The organism is Arthrobacter crystallopoietes BAB-32, from assembly GCF_000328305.2.
Classification (GTDB): domain Bacteria; phylum Actinomycetota; class Actinomycetes; order Actinomycetales; family Micrococcaceae; genus Crystallibacter; species Crystallibacter crystallopoietes_A.
Genome location: NZ_ANPE02000069.1, coordinates 53,606 through 72,365, shown reverse-complemented (window position 1 = coordinate 72,365; position 18,760 = coordinate 53,606). Strand labels below are relative to the sequence as shown.

Genomic DNA, 18,760 nt, shown 5'->3' with positions numbered 1-18,760 from the left:
CCACCCCGGAGCCCGAGCCCGAACGCCGCGAAGGCATTCCGCTGGGACGGATCGCCGGGGTGCCGGTCGTCCTGGCCTACTCGTGGTTCATCATCGCCGCGTTCATCGTGATCACCTTCGGCCCGCAGGTCCAGCGGGCCATCCCCAGCCTGGGCATCGGCGCCTATATCGTCGCCTTCGGCTACGCTGTGCTGCTGCTCATCTCCGTATTGGTGCACGAACTTGCCCATGCCGTCAGCGCGCGGATCTTCGGCTGGCCAACCGCCAAGATCGTCCTCAATCTCTGGGGCGGACACACCCAGTTCGCGAGTTTCAAGGCCACTCCGGGCAAGTCCCTGATGGTGGCCCTGTCCGGTCCCGCGGCCAACTTCGCCCTGGCCGGCGCGGGCATTCTCGTGCTGCCCCTGATGCGCACCAGCCCGGTTGGCTACCTGCTGACCGACATCTTTGTCTGGGCCAACTTCCTGGTCGCGCTGTTCAATATCCTTCCCGGCCTGCCGCTGGACGGCGGCCGCTTGGTGGAGTCCGCGGTTTGGCGGGCGACCGGCAGCCAGGAGAAGGGCACTCTGGCGGCAGGCTGGGCAGGCCGGATCATTGTCGTCCTCACCGTGCTCGCCGTCCTCGGTTGGCCACTGCTGATGGGCCGCCAGCCGGATCTCCAGATCGTGGTCATTATGGTGCTGGTCGGGGGCTTCCTGTGGATGGGTGCCAGTGCCGCGATCACCAATGCCAAGCTAAGGCTGCGCCTCCCTCAGGTCTACGCCGGATCGCTGAAGCGCCCGGCGGTCGGTGTCCCCGCCACGGCCTCTGTTGCCCAGGTCAGGGAAACCCTGCACCAAAACCCGGGCTCCGCCGTCGTACTGACAGCGCCCACCGGCCAGCCTGAGGCGATCGTCGACCCTGTTGCCCTGCAGCAGGTTCCGGACGCAGGCGCCGCCGGCACTGCCGCATCCGCCGCCGCCCGGGCCTTGGCGCCGGGGGCCTACGTCCCCGAATGGGCCGCCGGACAGGAGCTCGTGCAGTACCTTGCCGCGCTGTCGGGCACCGAATACGCCGTCGTTGACCAGGACGGCTATGTCACCGGGCTGCTCGACCAAGACGCCGTGGTGCGCGCGATTACCGGCCGCAACCGGTAACGCCAAGCGCAGGTGCACGCTCCTGCCGCCAGCATAGAATCGTCAAGCCCGCTGTCCCGGGTTCCTGCCACCAACCGGAAGTAGTCGAAGCATGAGTCCTGCCACCAGCCCCACCGGAGCCGATCAGCGCCGCGGTCCCTTCCGCCCCGGCGAACGCGTCCAGCTGACGGACGAAAAAGGCCGGATGAACACGGTCACGCTGACCCCCGGCGGAGCCTTCCATACGCACAAGGGCCTGCTGGCCCACGATGCCGTCATTGGCCAGCCGGAAGGCTGCGTGGTCAGCAACGACACCGGCCACCGGTACCAGGCGCTGCGGCCGCTGCTCTCCGACTTCGTGCTCTCGATGCCGCGCGGCGCTGCCGTGGTCTACCCGAAGGACGCCGGACAGATCATCACCATGGCAGACATCTTTCCCGGTGCACGCGTGGTGGAGGCCGGCGTCGGCTCGGGCGCATTGAGCATCTCGCTGCTGCGGGCAGTGGGGGACCAGGGCTACCTGCATTCCTTTGAACGCCGTGAGGAATTCGCCGAGGTGGCCCGGGGAAATGTGGAGACGATCTTCGGCGGCGCCCATCCGGCGTGGAACATCAGCATCGGCGATTTCCAGGACGAGGTCGTCAAGCAGGAGGAGCCCGGCAGCGTGGACCGGGTCGTCCTGGACATGCTGGCCCCCTGGGAATGCCTCGACGCGGTGGCCACGGTGCTGGCCCCCGGCGGCGTCTGGATCAACTACGTTGCTACCGTCACCCAGCTCTCGCGGACGGCCGAGGCCATCAGGGCGGACGGCCGTTTCACCGAGCCGAATGCCTGGGAATCCATGGTCCGCGGCTGGCATCTGGAAGGCCTGGCCGTGCGTCCGGATCACCGGATGGTCGCCCACACCGGCTTCCTGCTCACGGCGCGCCGGCTTGCCGAAGGCGTGACCGGCATCAGCCCGAAACGGCGGCCGTCGAAGACCGAGTTCAGCGATGAGGACCTGCAGACCTGGACCCCGCGCGACGGCGACTGGAGCCCGGAGACCCTTGGTGAACGCGTCGTCTCAGACCGCAAGCTGCGGCGGGCGGCCAAGGACGCCGCCTCCACGGTCCAGCGCGGCGCGTTCAAGGACCGGGACAAGGACTAAGTCGCGTCCTACCCTAAGCCCGGCGGAATGCCGCTTCGGCCGGGCATTTTACCTAGTCCGGTCAAGCATGGAATTACCCGAACGAGTTCAGCGTTTCCTTCTCAAATAGATGTCTGTCACGGGCATCGGAGGTTAGGGTCTTAGGAAGGGTCCCCGACTCCAGAGAGAAGGTTGCGGTGATGAACGAACAGAACCAAGCCAACGATCCGGTACCGGCTGCACCACAGGCAACCGAACTGACCATCGCGCAGCGGCAGGTCAACGTCCTCAGGGACAAGATCCGCAACCTCGACAAGCAACTCGCAGCAGCCACCGCGAACAACTCCCGCCTGGTTGCCACACTGGAGTCCGCGAAAGCCGAAATTGTCCGCCTCAAGGCCGCCTTGGAGCGGGACGGCGAGACGCCCTTCAGCTTCGCCACGATCCTGCAGGTCAACCAGAAGCAGCCGCCGCGGACCGGTGTCAGCACGACGGCGACCACCCAGGAAAGCGTGGACATTATCCAGTCCGGGCGCAAGCTGCGCGTGGCCGTCAGTCCGCTGATCAACCTCGCCCAGTTGAATCCGGGCCAGGAAGTGCTCCTGAACGAGTCCCTCACCATCATTGCCGCGCTCGGCTTCGAGCGCTCCGGCGAACTGGTCACGATCAAGGAGCTCCTTGGTCCTGACCGGATCCTCGTGATCGGGCGGGCGGACGAAGAGCGGGTCGTCAAACTCTCCGGCGAATTGCTGCGGGAGCGGATTCGTGTGGGCGATGCCGTTTCGATCGACTCCCGGACGGGCTATGCGCTGGAAAAGATTCCGCGCAGCGAGGTCGAGAACCTGATCCTTGAGGAAGTGCCGGATATTTCCTACCAGGATATCGGCGGCCTTGGCCCGCAGATCGACGAGATCCGGGACGCTGTGGAACTGCCGTTCCTCTACCCGGACCTCTACCGCGAGCACGGGCTGAAGGCGCCCAAGGGCATCCTGCTCTACGGTCCTCCCGGCTGCGGCAAGACTTTGATCGCCAAGGCAGTGGCGAATTCGCTGGCTGCCCGTGCCCTGGAACGCGGGGGCTCCGAAGGGACCCGCAGCTACTTCCTCAACATCAAGGGCCCTGAGCTGCTGGACAAATATGTCGGCGAAACCGAGCGCCATATCCGGCTGATCTTTGCCCGCGCCCGCGAGAAGGCATCGGACGGCAGCCCGGTGGTGGTCTTCTTCGACGAGATGGATTCGCTGTTCCGCACCCGTGGCACCGGTGTCTCCTCCGACGTCGAAACCACGATCGTTCCGCAGCTGCTGAGCGAGATCGACGGCGTGGAGAAACTGGAGAATGTCATCGTCATCGGTGCTTCGAACCGTGAGGACATGATTGATCCGGCGATCCTGCGCCCCGGCCGGCTCGACGTCAAGATCAAAATCCAGCGTCCGGATGCCGAAGCAGCTGCCGACATCTTCGCCAAGTACATCACCACGGACCTGCCGATCCACGACGACGACCTGACCGAACATGGCAACGACCGCCAGGCGACAGTGGATGCGATGATCCAGCGCACCGTCGAGGCGATGTACGCGAAGGAGAAGACCACCGAGTACCTGGAGGTCACCTACGCCAGCGGCGATACGGAGATGCTCTACTTCAAGGACTTCAACTCCGGTGCGGTGATCCAGAACGTGGTGGACCGGGCCAAGAAGAACGCCATCAAGGATCTGCTGACCAATCAGCAGAAGGGCCTGCGCATAGAGCACCTGCTGCGCGGCGTCGTGGATGAATTCCGCGAGCACGAGGACATGCCCAACACCACCAACCCGGACGACTGGGCGCGCATTTCCGGCAAGAAGGGAGAGCGGATCACCTATATCCGCACCATCATCCAGGGCAAGGAAGGCCAGGAGGCCGGGAAGGCCATCGAGACGACGGCGAACACGGGGCAGTATCTGTGAGTGTCATCAGGGTGATGGGAACCGAGACGGAGTATGGCATCCATGCTCCGAGCGATCCGCTGGCCAACTCAACGGTGCTCTCGTCCCAGATCATCAACGCCTACGCCGCCACAGTGCGTGGCGGCAAGGGCAACCTGGCAGGGACGCGCTGGGACTACACCGACGAGGAACCGCTGCATGACGCCCGCGGCTGGTCGGTGTCACGAGAGAACGCGGACCCGTCCCAGCTGACGGACATGCCGCCGGTCCTGGATGCGGAGCAGATTGCGCTGGCCGGCGGAAGACCGCCGTCGAACGAGTTCTACTCGGAAGAACCCGGTTCCGGCGGCGTCCTGATGAACATGGTGCTCAGCAACGGCGCCCGCTTGTATGTGGACCATGCCCACCCGGAATATTCCAGCCCCGAAGTCACCAGCCCCCGCGACGCGGTGCTGTGGGACAAAGCCGGTGACGTCGTCGTTCTCCAGGCGCTGCGCAGGATCGGGCGCACGCCCGGCTTTGCCCCGGTCAATGTCTACAAGAACAATACGGACAACAAATCGGTCTCGTATGGCGCGCACGAGAACTACCTGATGCCGCGCAGCCTGCCCTTCGGCCACATTGTCACCGGATTGATCCCGTTCTTCGTCTCCCGTCCGGTCATCTGCGGTTCCGGGCGGGTGGGCCTCGGCACCACCGGGCGGCACGCCGGCTACCAGATCAGCCAGCGCGCGGACTTCTTCGAAGCCGAAGTGGGCCTGGAGACGACCATCCGGCGGCCGATTATCAATACCCGGGACGAGCCGCACGCGGTGGCGGAAAAGTACCGCCGGCTCCACGTGATCGTCGGTGATGCCAATCTGAGCGAGACCTCGATCTACCTGCGCCTCGGGACAACGTCCCTGGTCCTGTCGATGATCGAGCACGGCGAAGCTCCGCGGATCGAACTCCAGGAGCCGGTGCAGGCGCTGCAGGCCATCAGCCACGACCCGACGCTGCAGCAGAAGGTCGCGCTGAAGGACGGCTCCATGGTGACCGGGCTGGATCTGCAGGAAATGTACCTCGAGGCGGCGCAGCAGCATTGCCGCAAACACGGCCAGGACCACGGCCAGACCGCCGACGTGCTCCAGCGTTGGGCCGCGCTGCTGGACGTCCTGCGCCGGGACCCGATGGACGCCGCGGCGCAGGTCGACTGGGTGGCGAAGCTGAAGCTGCTGCAGGCGTACCGCGACCGGGATTCGCTCGAGTGGTCCGATCCGCGGCTGGGGCTGATCGACCTGCAGTATGCGGACGTCCGGCCGGAAAAGGGCCTCTACCACCGCCTCGCCGCGCGGGGAAAGATGGAGCGGCTCTTCACGGACGAGCAGATCGCGGCCGCGGCGTCCCAACCGCCTCCGGACACCAGGGCGTACTTTCGCGGCAAGTGCATTGAACACTTCCCGGTCGAGGTGGTTGGAGCCAGTTGGGATTCGGTTATTTTCGACCTCCCGAGCCGGCGGAAACTGCAGCGGATCCCCACCCGGGAGCCCCTCCGCGGGACCCGGGAACTAACCGGTCCGCTGTTCGAACAGGCCGCTTCGGCCGAGGAATTTATTTCCGCGTTGCTGGGCCCGGAAAGCGGGCCGGACGTGGCACGATAAGCAGTAAGCAACAGTGTCAAACCCCACGAAGAGGAGGCCATCATGGCAACCCAGGACCGCAAGAACGTGGAAGGCCGTACCACCGAGGAAGAGTACGACGACGTACCGGAGTCACCGGAGCCGGCACCTGAGGCAGGGGCCAGGACCGAGACCGAAGGCACCGACGACCTGCTGGACGAGATCGACGGCGTACTGGAGCAGAATGCCGAAGAGTTCGTCCGTGGTTTTGTCCAGAAAGGCGGTCAGTAACCCATGAACTTGCCGGCAGGCGGACACAACTCCATCTTTTCGCAGATTTCGCACGCGGCCACGTCTTCGTTTACCGAGTACTTGGCCCGGAGCGCTCCGGACATGCTTCCGGGGGCCCGGACGGCGGGCGCTGCTGCCACAGGTGCCTCGGCCGAGCCGCTGGCGCCGCATGCTACGACGATCGTGGCCATGACCTACGCCGGCGGCGTGCTCATGGCCGGGGACCGGCGGGCAACGATGGGGAACATGATCGCCAGCCGGCACATTGAAAAGGTCTTCCCGGCGGACCTGTACTCGGTGCTGGGCATCGCCGGCACGGCCGGCATCGCCCTGGACGTCACCCGGCTGTTCCAGGTCGAACTCGAGCACTACGAAAAGATCGAAGGCACGCTGCTCAGCCTCGAAGGCAAGGCCAACCGCCTCGGCGCCATGATCCGCGGAAACCTGCCCATGGCGCTGCAGGGCCTTGCAGTGATTCCGCTGTTCGCAGGCTTCGACCTGGACCGGAGGGTCGGCCGGCTTTTCTCCTACGATGTCACCGGCGGACGTTACGAAGAGCAGGAGCACCATTCCGTCGGCTCTGGTTCGGTCTTTGCCCGCGGATCGCTGAAGAAACTGTGGAAGCCCAACCTGGATGAAGCCCAAGCCGTGCTGGTGGCCGTGGAAGCCCTCTACGACGCTGCCGACGACGACTCGGCCACGGGCGGGCCGGACGTGGTCCGCCAGCTGTGGCCTGTTGTCTATACGGTCAACGCCGCCGGAGCCCGCCGGATCCCGGAACGCGAACTCGCCGCCGCCGCAGAGGGCGTCATCGCCTCCCGCGCCGTCGCCGGAAGGGAGGCGTAGCCATGACACAGCAGTTCTATGTCTCTCCGGAACAGCTGATGAAGGACCGGGCGGATTTCGCCCGGAAAGGCATTGCGCGCGGCAGGTCGGTCATCGTCCTCAGCTGCCGCGAGGGCATCGCCCTGGTGGCCGAGAACCCCTCGCCTTCGCTCCACAAGATCGGCGAAATCTACGACAGGATCGCCTTTGCCGCCGTCGGCAAGTACAACGAGTTCGAGAGCCTGCGGCAAGCGGGCGTCCGCTATGCCGACGTTCGCGGCTATTCCTACGACCGGGATGATGTCACGGCCCGGGGCCTGGCCAGCGTCTATGCCCAGAGCCTTGGCACGGTCTTTACAGCCGACAGCAAGCCCTTCGAAGTCGAACTGGCGGTCGCCGAAGTCGGCCTCCGGCAGGCTGAGGACCACTTGTACCGGCTCACCTTCGATGGTTCCATCGCCGACGAACCGGACTTCGTCGTCATGGGCGGCCAGACGGATACTCTGACCGGGTCGTTGCGCTCTGACTGGGAGACCGGACAGGATTTTGCCGGAGTCATCCGGGCAGCGGTCTCGGCGCTGGCCGGTACGGCCGCCAATGGGGCAGACGAAGGCAGCGCAGCACCGCCCCGTCTGGGCCCGGGGCAGTTGGAAGTCGCTGTGCTGGACCGGGATCCGGAGTCGAGCCGGGGCAGCCGGAGGGCCTTCCGCAGGCTTTCTGCGGCAGAAGTGACGGAGATATTGGGGAAATGACATGGACAGGCGCATCTTCGGCATAGAGACCGAATTCGGAATCTCCTACTCGGCTCCTGACTCGCGGCCGCTGTCGCCCGAAGAAGTGGCGCGCTACCTCTTCCGCAAGGTGGTGACGTGGGGCAGGTCGTCCAATGTGTTCCTGACCAATGGCTCAAGGCTGTACCTGGACGTGGGGTCCCATCCGGAGTATGCCACGGCGGAGTGCGACGACGTGGCCCAGCTCATCGCCCAGGACAGGGCGGGGGAGCTGATCCTCGAGGACCTCATGAACGAGGCCCAGGACCGGCTCCGCCACGAAGGCTTCGACGGCAGTGTTTATCTGTTCAAGAACAATACGGACTCGGCGGGCAACTCCTACGGCAGCCATGAGAACTACCTGATCCCGCGGAAGCTCGAATTCTCTCGGCTGGCTGACATCCTCATCCCGTTCCTCGTGACCAGGCAGGTGCTGGTCGGCGCCGGAAAGGTGCTCCGGACCCAGAACGGTTCCCTTTATGCTTTCTCCCAGCGGGCGGACCATATCTGGGAGGGCGTGTCGTCGGCGACCACGCGGTCGCGTCCCATCATCAATACCCGGGATGAGCCGCACGCCGACGCCGAGTTCTACCGCCGCCTGCACGTGATCAACGGCGATTCGAATATGTCCGAAACAACCACGCTGCTGAAGGTCGGCACGGTCGACCTCCTGCTGCGCATGATCGAAGCGGGCGTGATCATGCGCGATCTGCGGCTGGAGAACCCCATCCGCAGCATTAGGGACATATCCCACGACCTGACCGGGTCCCGCCCGCTTCGCCTGGCCAACGGCAAGGACATGAACGCGCTCCAAATGCAGCGCGAGTACCTGGCCAAAGCCGAAGCTTTCGTCCAGGCCAACGGGGCGCACAATCCACACATCGGCCGGATCCTGGACCTGTGGAACCGGACACTGGATGCCGTCGAAGCACGGGACTATTCGCGCATCGACACGGAAATTGACTGGGCCATCAAGAAAAAGCTCATCGACAGGTTCAGCCAGCGGCATGGACTCGACCTGGACTCGGCGCGCGTGGCCCAACTCGACCTGGCATACCACGACATTTCCCGCCGCCGCGGTTTGTTCTTCCTGCTGCAGGCCCGCGGCGAAGCCGCCCGGGTGGTGCAGGAACCGGAAGTGAAGTCCGCCGTCGACAATCCGCCGCAAACGACCCGGGCCAAGCTGCGCGGTGACTTCGTCCGAGCAGCCCGGGAGCATGGGCGGGACTTCACGGTGGACTGGGTGCATCTGAAGCTCAACGACCGGTCGCAACAGACCATCCTGTGCAAAGACCCGTTCAAGAATGCGGACGAGAGAGTGGATGCCCTGCTGGCCACGCTGTGAACGGAGTTAAGGTTTCTCTGCGACAATGGCCCACAGCGGTTCCGGCGGTTCCGCTGACCTGCCGATGCACCTGACGAAAGTAGTACTGTGCGCAAATTTCTAGCAATGCTTCTGCCGGCTGCCCTCCTGCTGACGGCGTGCGGCTCCTCGGAAGGATCCGACAGCCTGGACGACGTCTCCGTTACCCAAGGTGAGGCCGGCGCTGCTCCGTCCGTGGAATTCGACGCACCGTTGGAACTGCCGAAATCGACTGCCCAGGTTATCCAGCAGGGATCCGGTGAAGGCGCAGGTGCCGCCGATGGCCAGTGGATCCGCTTCCAGTTCGCCCAGTTCGACGCCACGACCGGCGAACCGACGGGGGACACGTACGACTCTGTCGCGGCCCAGACTCTTGAAATCAACGAGGAGATGAAGCAGGTCGACCCAACCCTCTACGACGCGCTGGAAGGTGCCAAGGCGGGGGACCAGGTGGCCTACTATGTGAAGCCTGAGACTGCCTCCGGCGCCAGTGCCCCGGCACAAAAGCCGCAGCTGCTCATCCTCGACATCGAGCGGGTCAAGAACGAGGGCACCAAGGCGGACGCCAAGGAGGTCGCCGAGCTGGAGAAGGCCGGCAAGCTGCCGGAAGTGAGCTTCGATGACAAGGGGGTTCCCTCGGTGAAGATTCCGGAGGGAACCGAGGCGCCGGAGAACCTGATCGTCCAGGTGCTCGAGGAAGGCGAGGGCAAGGAAGCAACCGCCGAGAGCACGGTCAAGGCCCACTACACCGGCTGGAACTGGGCCCAGGGCAAGCAGTTCGACTCCAGCTTCTCCCGCGGCGAGCCCACGGAGTTCCCCCTCAGCGGCGTGATTCCGGGCTGGACGCAAGGTCTGACCGGCCTGAAGGAAGGCGCCAAGGTCGTCCTGACCATCCCGACCGAACTCGCCTACACCCAGGGCCAGGGCGACGCCGCCGGCGACTTGGTCTTCTACGTCGAACTGACTGAAGTAAAGTAACTGTCTCCATCACCTGCGAGGAAGGTACCCATCCATGTCCTTTGGCAAGCGCGAGTATGACCGGCAGAAGCCGGAAATCGATTTCCCCGGAACCGAAGCGCCCACCGAGCTGCGCATCGAAGACATCATCGTCGGGACCGGCGCGGAAGCCAAGCCCGGCGACACTGTCTCGACCCATTACGTTGGCGTCGCTTGGTCGACCGGCGAAGAGTTCGATGCTTCCTGGAACCGCGGAGCACCGCTCGACTTCCGCGTCGGCGTCGGACAGGTCATCCAAGGGTGGGACCAGGGCCTGCTGGGCATGAAGGTCGGCGGCCGGCGCCGGCTCGAGATCCCTTCCGAGCTCGCTTACGGCCAGCGTGGTGCCGGCGCCGCCATCGCGCCGGGCGAATCGCTCATCTTCGTGGTGGACCTGCTCGGCGTCCGCTGACAGCGCCTCCAGACCTGGACCGGGGTGCAGTAACGAACATTCATCGTTGCTGCACCCCGGTCCGCTTAAGCGGCGTTGCCGCACTCTGCCAGTAACGTTGGAACTATGTCTGCGTCCAAGACTGAACGTCTGCTGAACCTCCTCATTGCCTTGCTCGAACGCCAGCGCGGGTACAGCAAGGAGGAACTGCGATCGCTGATCCAGCCGTACCGCGAGGCCGCCACCGAAGAAGCCTTCAACCGGATCTTCGAGCGGGACAAGGAGGACCTGCGGGAAATGGGTGTCCCCGTGGAGACCTTCAGCGAGGAGGCCTTCTTCGACGCTGACCATGCCGTCAAGCGCTACCGGATCGACCGCAAGGCGTACCGCCTCCCGGAACTGGCTTTCACACCGGAGGAGACGGCGGTCCTGTCCCTGGCATCGAGGATCTGGCAGCAGGCCTCGCTGGGTTCTGCCGCTGCCCGCGCCGTACGCCGGCTGGATGTGCACGGCGCGTTGTCGGACGGCGATTCCCCCATCGGCATCGAACCCCGGCTGCGGACGGCCGAACCGGCCTTCGATGAACTGCTCAAAGCCCTCACCGGGCGCTACCCGGTGTCGTTTGAGTACCGCGCCGCGAACAATGCCGACACCACCACCAGGCACGTCGAACCTTGGGGCTTGGGCAACCGGTTTGGCCACTGGTATCTGTCCGGCTTCGACACCGACCGCGGCGGTCAGCGGACTTTCCGGCTTTCCCGGATCACGTCGGGAATCAAGAAACTCAGCGGGGACGTATCAGTTCCCGAAGAGTTCACCATGCGGGCAGCTCTCGATGCCCTGGATCCGGAGCGGGAACAGGGCACGGCCAGGCTGCTCCTGCGCCATGGCCGGGCTCAATCATTGCGGACGTCGGCCGTACCGGCATCCCCTAAAGCTTCTGTTCCCGAAGGCTGGGACGAGGTGCAGTGTCCGTACTCGGACGTGGAGATCCTGGCCGAAGAAGTCGCCTCACACGGTGCCACCGCCGTCGCTTTGGAACCGGCGGAGCTTGTGGCCGCCGTCGTGCGCCGTTTCCAAGGTGCCCTTGACGCCGCGGCGCGGACGCCGCCGTCGTACACCCTTCCTGCGGCCGCTGCATCCGCCGGCCACAAGAAGACGTCCTCGCTGGACCACCTGCCCCGGCTGCTGGATCTTGTCTCCTATATCAGCGCGAACCCTGGTGCCGAACTAGGTGCGACGGCAGAGAAATTCGGGGTCAGCCGGGCCCAGCTGATCAAGGACCTGAACCTGCTTTTCGTCTGCGGTACTCCCGGTTACGGACCGGACCAGCTGATCGAAGTGCACTGGGACAATGACTCGATTTTCATCGAGAATGCGGAGGAGATTTCCTCCACCGTGCGGATGAGCCTGGACGAGGCGTTGTCACTGGTGGTGGGGCTGCAGGCCCTGGAGACCGTTCCGGGAGTAGGGGAGCGGCCCGCACTGCGCAGCGCGCTGAGCAAGCTGCTGGATGCGACCGGCGGGGAGCACGGCCTGCACCGTTCCTTGGCTGCCGACTTCGATGCCCGGACCACGACGGCGGAAGTGCAGGCCCTGCAGGATGCCGTGGCCGCCGGGGAAACCCTGCGCATCGAGTACCTGGTTTCCTCGCGGGACGAGATGACCGTGCGGGAGATCGATCCGCTTCAGGTCTTCGCCGTCAACGGGCACTGGTATACCGAGGCGTGGTGCCATGACAAACAGGCTGTCCGGCAGTTCCGTGCGGACAAGATCCGCGGCTTGGAGCGGACCGGCCGCACCTTCCAGCCGCCGGGCGGCCGCAGCTCCGAGTTTCCCCAGTCCCTCTTCACTCCGCGGGAGACAGACCAGCTGGCCGTGCTGCACCTGTCTCCGCGCTTGGCGGACCTGGCCGACCAGTACAATGCCGAACGCCGGTGCACGTTGCCCGACGGCAGCCTGATAGCGGAACTGCGCCTCGGCACCACCGCGATCATCCCCCAGCTCGTGGCACGTCACGGCGGCGAGGTAACGGTCGTTGAGCCTCCGGAGCTGGCCGTGACCACCCGCGAGTGGCTCACCGCGGCGCTGGCAGCATATTCGGAAATCTCCAAGGCCGGCGGACTAGACTCGTAGGCATGGATTGGTGGTTCTGGATATTCCTCTGGGTTGCAGTGGCGGCTCTCTCACTGCTGTTTGTGGGGTTTCTCGCAGTCTGGATTTTCCGGTCGTTCATGAAGACTTTGCAAGAATTTGAGACAGCTGCGGGAAAGTTGGAAGCCGCGTTTGGTTCTGCCCCGGCCGTGGAAAGCGGGGAAGGCACCCCCTTCGAACCGGCCATTTTCCTCGATCCTGCCGTAGCAAGGGAACGCTACCTGGATGGTAAGTCAGTGCGCCGCGAGGCACGCCGGGAACGGCGGGTCGCCAGAAGGTCCGCCCGCGGGCAGCGGCAGTCACTGCGCGACGTCAAGTTCTCTTGACGTAGGATTGAATCGATACGAAAGGAACCACGTAATGGGACGACTCTTCGACAACCCGTGGACAATCATCATTCTGGTCATCATTGTCCTGCTGCTCTTCGGTGCGCCGAAATTGCCGGGTCTTGCCCGCAGCGTGGGTCAGTCGCTGCGCATCTTCAAGTCCGAAGTGAAGCAGATGAAGGACGAGAATTCTTCCGATGCCGGCGCAGCTGATGAGCCGGTCGAAGGGCGAGTGGTCAATCCGCCGAGGAACACCGGCAGCAACCGCGACCAGGCTCCGAACGCCAACGGCGGAACCCATCCGCCCAGCCAGCAGTAAGGCCAATGGCGCGGACCAAGGGACGCAAGGCCAATCCCGAAGGCCGGATGGCCCTCAAAGAGCACATTAAGGAACTGCGCAACCGGCTGGTTGTTTCGGGCATCGCCGTACTGCTGGGCGCTGTCGCCGGCTGGTTCCTGTACGACCCGGTCATGGTGGCCGTACAGCAGCCGCTGATGGAGATTTCGGCTGAAGAAGGCCGGCGGGCGGAAATCAACTACGGCAGCGTGGGTTCTCCGTTCGACCTCAAGATCCAGGTTTCGATCTTCCTCGGCCTGCTGGTGAGTTCCCCGGTCTGGATCTACCAGATCTGGGCGTTCATCACGCCCGGCCTCAAGCAGAAGGAACGGCGCTACACTCTCGGCTTCATGCTTGCTGCTGTTCCGCTGTTCCTGCTCGGCATCTACTTCGGGTGGATCGTGCTGCCCGAAATCGTCAAGGTGCTGACCATGTTCACGCCGGAGGGCGGCGTCAACCAGATCCTGGCAACGGACTACTTGACGTTCGTCATGCGCATGTTCCTGTCCCTTGGCGTTGCCTTCCTGCTGCCGGTGGTGCTGGTCGGCATTAACTTCGCCGGGCTGGTGTCGGGCAAGCAGGTCGTCAAGAGCTGGCGCATCGTCGTGTTCGTGGTGTGTGTCGTTGCGGCCATGGCCGCGCCGGGGCCCGACGCCACGTCGATGTTCCTCCTCGCCGGACCGCTGCTGGCGCTGTTCTTCGTCGCCGTCGGCATCTGCCTGCTCAACGACAAGCGCCGTGCACGCAAGCGCAAGGAACGTGAAGAAGAAGTCGAGGCGTCGGCGGACACGGCCACGCCGCTCAAGGACCTCGAAGGCCCTGCCGAGGCCTGATTGCATCGGGGCGCAGCCGTCGCTCCCGCCAGCCACTAGGCTTTTAGTATGAGTTCCCCATCCGAGCGGTACCGTGAAGCGAAGGCCAGAACGGAGCACCGCAAGACCCGGCTCTATGCGTTTTCCCAAACGCTCGGATTCGAAATGGACCCGTTCCAGCGCGAAGCCTGCGAAGCGCTCGAACGGGGCCGGGGCGTCCTGGTCGCGGCGCCTACCGGCGCAGGCAAGACTGTGGTGGGCGAGTTCGCCATTTACCTGGCCTTCCAGCGGGGGCTCAAAGCGTTCTATACAACGCCCATCAAGGCGCTGAGCAACCAAAAGTACACCGAGCTCGTCCAGGTGTACGGCCCGGACCGGGTCGGCCTGCTGACCGGCGACGTATCCGTCAACCCGCATGCAGACGTTGTGGTGATGACGACCGAAGTCCTGCGGAACATGCTCTACGCCAATTCGGATACCCTCCTCGAGCTCGGTTACGTGGTGATGGATGAGGTCCATTACCTGGCGGACCGGTTCCGCGGCGCGGTCTGGGAAGAGGTCATCATCCACCTTCCCAGTGAAGTACGGCTGGTTTCCCTCTCCGCGACTGTCTCCAACGCAGAAGAATTCGGTGCTTGGCTGGATACCGTCCGCGGGGACACCGACGTCGTGGTCTCCGAGCACCGCCCGGTACCGCTCTGGCAGCACGTCATGGTGGGGCCGGACATCCTGGACCTCTTCGCCTCGGACATCGCATTCGATGAAGCGGTGCCGGCTTTGTCGTCCGGCACCGGCGCCGGCAGCAGATACGAGGTCAACCCCGAGTTGCTGGAACTGGCCTACTCGGAGCAGAAGCTCAACCGGGCCTCCAACTGGGGCCGCCCGGCCGGCCGACGCGGGAAGCGGCCGCCATCCCGTCCGCAGCAACCTGTCAGCCGGATCCGGCGGGCATCGCGCCCGGAGGTCATCGCACGTCTGGACAAAGAAGGCCTGCTTCCAGCCATCACCTTCATTTTTTCCCGCAACGGCTGCGACGCCGCCGTACGGCAATGCCTCGACGCCGGGCTCTGGCTGACCACGGAACGCGAACGGGAGATTATCGCCCGGCGGGTCGATGAGGCAGCCCGGGAGATCCCGGAAGAAGACCTGGCCGTGTTGGGCTTCTGGTTGTGGCGGGAAGGGCTCATCAGGGGAATCGCGGCGCACCATGCCGGCATGTTGCCAACGTTCAAGGAAGTCGTCGAGAAGCTCTTCGCCGACGGACTGGTGCGGGCAGTATTCGCCACTGAGACCCTCGCTCTCGGCGTCAATATGCCAGCACGGACGGTCGTGCTGGAAAAGCTCGACAAGTTCAATGGCGAAAGCCACGTGAACATCACAGCGGGGGAGTACACCCAGCTCACCGGCCGGGCAGGGCGGCGGGGGATCGACGTCGAAGGCCATGCCGTGGTGCTGTGGCAACCCGGCACGGATCCGGCAGCGGTGGCAGGCTTGGCCTCGCGGCGGACATACCCGCTCAACTCAAGTTTCCGGCCGACCTACAACATGTCCGTCAACCTCATCGCACAATTCGGGCGCATCCGGGCACGGGAAATCCTGGAAACCTCGTTCGCCCAGTTCCAAGCGGACCGCTCAGTCGTCGGGCTGGCGAAGCAGGTGCGCAGCCGCGAGGAGTCCCTTGCCGGGTATGCGAAGGCCATGACCTGCCACCTGGGCGACTTCACAGAATATGCCCGGCTGAGGCGCGAGCTCAAAGACGCCGAGAACCAGTCAGCAAAATCCCGCAGCCGGCACCTGCGCTCGGCCGCTGTGGCATCACTCGAACGCCTGCGCCGCGGCGACATCATCGATGTGCCTGGCGGTCGCAACGAAGGATATGCCGTCATCCTGGCCGTGGATCCCTCCGGTCACGAACCCCGGCCCACCGTCCTGACGATTGACAAGCAGATCCGGCGGATCTCTGCCCAGGATCTCGATGGTCCGGTCGAAGTCCTCTCGACCATCCGCGTCCCGAAGAGCTTCAACGGCCGCAGCCCCAAAGAACGCCGGGACCTGGCATCATCGGTGCGGAATGCCCTGCACGAGAACCGGCCCCCGCGGCGGGGCAGCGGCCGGCAGGAGTTCGAGGCGCCCGGGACCGAAGGGCAGGAACGCCGGATCGTCGAGCTACGGCGGAAGCTCAAGTCCCATCCCTGCCATGGCTGCAGCGATCGTGAAGACCACGCCCGCTGGTCCGAGCGCTGGTGGAAGCTGCGCAAGGAAACCGACCAGCTGATGGGACAGATCCAGGGGCGGACCAACACCATCGCCAAGACGTTCGACCGGGTATGCGACCTGTTGGATACCTACGGCTATCTGCAAGCTCATCCGGACGGCCGGGTCACCATCAGCGAGTCCGGCAACCGCCTCAGGCGGATCTATGGAGACCGTGACCTGCTGGTGGCGCTGTGCCTGCAGGCAGGAGCTTTTGATGATCTGGACGCGGCGGAGGTGGCCGCGTTCGTCTCCAGCTTGGTTTTCCAAGCCAAGCGGGAGGAAACAGGCATCCGCCCGAAGATGCCGAGCGTCTCCCTGGAGACGGCCGTCGACATCGCCGTACGGGAATGGTCCGTCCTGAACGACCGGGAAGAGCAACACAAGCTGCCCCTGAGCGGGGAACCGGAACTGGGCCTGGTGTGGCCGATGTACAAGTGGGCCCAGGGCCGCTCGCTGCTGACCGCGCTGCAAGGCACGGAACTGGCCGCCGGAGACTTTGTGCGCTGGGCCAAGCAGGTGATCGACTTGCTGGACCAGCTCGTCAAGGTCCCTGACATGGACCCGCACCTCGTGGCACTCTGCCGCCAGGCGATCACCTTGGTCCGGCGCGGCGTCGTCGCCTACTCGGTGGTCAGTGAATAGCAGAGCCCGCGGCGCCGGCTGAACGCCGGGCGATGGGTTCTGGATGATGTTGGAATGCGATAGGAGATCCATGAGTAGCATGAACGACGCCGGTCCGCAGCGGGGGAACCGCGTGACCTTGTACCGGAACGGGTCGGTCTACAGTCCCGCCGACCCCTATGCCACCGCAATGGTGGTGGAAGGCGACACCGTAGCGTGGATCGGTTCCGAGCAGGCTGCCGACTCCATCGCGGATGCTTCCATGGAAATCTTCGATTTGGACGGCCGCCTCGTCGCTCCGGGGTTCGTGGATTCGCACACGCACACGACGGACAAGGGCTTGGCGTTGCGCACCCTGGACCTGTCGGGAGCGGCCTCGCTGGCTGAACTGCTGGAGGAGGTGGCAGGCGCTGCCAAAACCAACGATGTCGTCCTCGGACATGGTTGGGACGAGACCCGGTGGCCGGAAAACCGGGCGCCCACCGCGGCTGAGCTTGAGCGTGCTGCAGGCGGCAAGGACGTCTTCCTGAACCGCATCGATGTCCACTCCGCGGCCGTATCGGCCTCCCTGGCCGTCCGCGCAGAGGTGACGGAGCTGGAAGGCTGGGACGGCGCAGGAATCGTCCGTACCCAGGCCCACGCCGCGGCGCGCCGTACCGCGCAAACCATGACGACGGCGGTGCGCCGGGAGGTGCAGCGTGCAGCTTTGTCCCACGCGGCGTCCCGGGGCTATGTGGCTTTGGCCGAAATGGCCGCGCCGCAGATAGTGCCAGCGGAGGATTTGCTGGGCCTCCTGCAGCTGGCGGAGGATGAGCGGGAGTCCCTGCCAAAGATCCTGCCCTATTGGGGCCAGCTGGTCAGTTCGGCCGAGGAACTCAGGGCCCTGCTGGACGGGTTTGGCGGGCGGCTCCGCGGACTGGCCGGCGACTTGAACATCGACGGCTCCATCGGCTCCCGCACTGCCTGCGTGCACGGAGGGTACTCCGATCGGCCGTCGGAGTCCGGAGAGCTGTTCTTGAGCGTGGAGCAGGCCACCGAGCACGTTGCCCACTGCTCCGCCGTCGGCGTCCAGGGCGGATTCCATGTCATCGGCGATGCCGGCCTGGAGCGGGCGCTGCTGGCGTTTGCGGGCGCGGCCGAGCGCGTCGGCCTCGAGACAGTGCGCCGGGCCCGGCACCGCCTCGAGCATGTGGAAATGCTGCCGCCGGGAGCAGTCGAGCAGCTCCTGCATTTCGGCATCACCGCAAGCATGCAGCCGCTTTTCGACGCCTACTGGGGCGGGCAGTCGGGGATGTACGCAGAGCGGCTTGGGTCCGAGAGGGCACTGGCCATGAACGCGGTCGGCACGTTGCAGACCGCGGGAGTGCCGGTCTGCCTCGGTTCCGATGCCCCTGTCACCGAGCAGAGCCCCTGGGCGGCCGTGAAGGCGTGCCTCGAGCATAACAATCCCGCGGAGCGGATTTCCGCCCGGGCCGCCTTCCTGGCACACACGCGGGCTGGCTGGCGGGCCGCCAATGAACGCAATCCCATGCAGGGGCAGCTGGCACCCGGCACCCCTGCTACTTTCGCCGTGTGGGATGTGGACGAACTTTCCGTGCAGACGCCGGACTCCCGTGTTTCAGCCTGGAGCACGGATGCACGTGCCGGGACGCCGCTGCTGCCCTCCCTGGACACCGGCAGGCTCCCCGAGTGCCTCCGGACGGTGGTGGAAGGCCGCACCATATTCGACGCTCAGGCCTAGGTCAACAGGTGCCTTGGGATCCGCTGCCCGTCGCCTTGGACCAAGGTGAACGTGAGATTAAATATGTCCGGCCCTTTGACCGGCATAGTGGCCTTGATCTGGGGTTATAG

General features: G+C 64.9%; 16 protein-coding genes. All 16 read left to right on the top strand.

The annotated features are described in order from the left end of the window. On the top strand, positions 1–1,136 hold a 1,136-nt coding region (locus D477_RS03600; RefSeq protein ID WP_005267380.1), incomplete at its 5' end, for a site-2 protease family protein. Between the two features lie 91 nt (positions 1,137–1,227). After that, positions 1,228–2,262: a tRNA (adenine-N1)-methyltransferase gene (locus tag D477_RS03595; protein WP_005267379.1), complete on the top strand. Its 1,035-nt coding sequence runs from the start codon at positions 1,228–1,230 to the stop codon at positions 2,260–2,262. A 179-nt stretch (positions 2,263–2,441) separates the two neighbouring features. After that, positions 2,442–4,190 carry a proteasome ATPase gene (gene arc / locus D477_RS03590; protein ID WP_005267377.1) on the top strand — a complete coding sequence of 583 codons (1,749 nt, stop codon included), beginning with the start codon at positions 2,442–2,444 and terminating at the stop codon, positions 4,188–4,190. Positions 4,191–4,204: 14 nt separating this feature from the next. After that, complete coding sequence (gene dop, locus D477_RS03585; protein ID WP_005267376.1) at positions 4,205–5,809, top strand: depupylase/deamidase Dop; 1,605 nt, start codon at positions 4,205–4,207, stop codon at positions 5,807–5,809. Positions 5,810–5,851: 42 nt separating this feature from the next. Then, positions 5,852–6,058 carry a ubiquitin-like protein Pup gene (locus tag D477_RS03580; protein ID WP_005267375.1) on the top strand — a complete coding sequence of 69 codons (207 nt, stop codon included), beginning with the start codon at positions 5,852–5,854 and terminating at the stop codon, positions 6,056–6,058. A gap of 3 nt (positions 6,059–6,061) precedes the next feature. Continuing rightward, positions 6,062–6,904: a proteasome subunit beta gene (prcB, locus tag D477_RS03575; protein WP_005267374.1), complete on the top strand. Its 843-nt coding sequence runs from the start codon at positions 6,062–6,064 to the stop codon at positions 6,902–6,904. Positions 6,905–6,906: 2 nt separating this feature from the next. After that, positions 6,907–7,635, top strand: a complete 729-nt coding sequence (prcA, locus tag D477_RS03570; protein WP_005267373.1) for a proteasome subunit alpha — start codon at positions 6,907–6,909, stop codon at positions 7,633–7,635. A 1-nt stretch (position 7,636) separates the two neighbouring features. Beyond that, positions 7,637–8,998: a Pup--protein ligase gene (gene pafA, locus D477_RS03565; RefSeq protein ID WP_005267372.1), complete on the top strand. Its 1,362-nt coding sequence runs from the start codon at positions 7,637–7,639 to the stop codon at positions 8,996–8,998. A gap of 105 nt (positions 8,999–9,103) precedes the next feature. After that, complete coding sequence (locus D477_RS03560) at positions 9,104–9,994, top strand: FKBP-type peptidyl-prolyl cis-trans isomerase (protein ID WP_005267371.1); 891 nt, start codon at positions 9,104–9,106, stop codon at positions 9,992–9,994. Positions 9,995–10,028: 34 nt separating this feature from the next. After that, positions 10,029–10,424, top strand: coding sequence for an FKBP-type peptidyl-prolyl cis-trans isomerase (locus D477_RS03555; RefSeq protein WP_005267370.1), 396 nt, complete (start codon positions 10,029–10,031; stop codon positions 10,422–10,424). A gap of 105 nt (positions 10,425–10,529) precedes the next feature. Then, entirely contained in the window at positions 10,530–12,539 is a 2,010-nt protein-coding gene (locus D477_RS03550; protein WP_005267369.1) for a helix-turn-helix transcriptional regulator, read from the top strand. Between the two features lie 2 nt (positions 12,540–12,541). Then, a complete protein-coding gene (locus D477_RS03545) occupies positions 12,542–12,883 on the top strand; it encodes a hypothetical protein (RefSeq protein WP_005267368.1) in 342 nt (113 codons plus the stop codon). 34 nt (positions 12,884–12,917) lie between these two features. After that, entirely contained in the window at positions 12,918–13,202 is a 285-nt protein-coding gene (gene tatA, locus D477_RS03540; RefSeq protein ID WP_005267367.1) for a Sec-independent protein translocase subunit TatA, read from the top strand. A gap of 5 nt (positions 13,203–13,207) precedes the next feature. After that, complete coding sequence (gene tatC / locus D477_RS03535; protein WP_005267366.1) at positions 13,208–14,053, top strand: twin-arginine translocase subunit TatC; 846 nt, start codon at positions 13,208–13,210, stop codon at positions 14,051–14,053. A 48-nt stretch (positions 14,054–14,101) separates the two neighbouring features. Beyond that, positions 14,102–16,930, top strand: coding sequence for a DEAD/DEAH box helicase (locus tag D477_RS03530; protein WP_005267365.1), 2,829 nt, complete (start codon positions 14,102–14,104; stop codon positions 16,928–16,930). Positions 16,931–17,009: 79 nt separating this feature from the next. After that, positions 17,010–18,650 carry an amidohydrolase gene (locus D477_RS03525; RefSeq protein ID WP_005267364.1) on the top strand — a complete coding sequence of 547 codons (1,641 nt, stop codon included), beginning with the start codon at positions 17,010–17,012 and terminating at the stop codon, positions 18,648–18,650. Positions 18,651–18,760 lie beyond the last annotated feature (110 nt).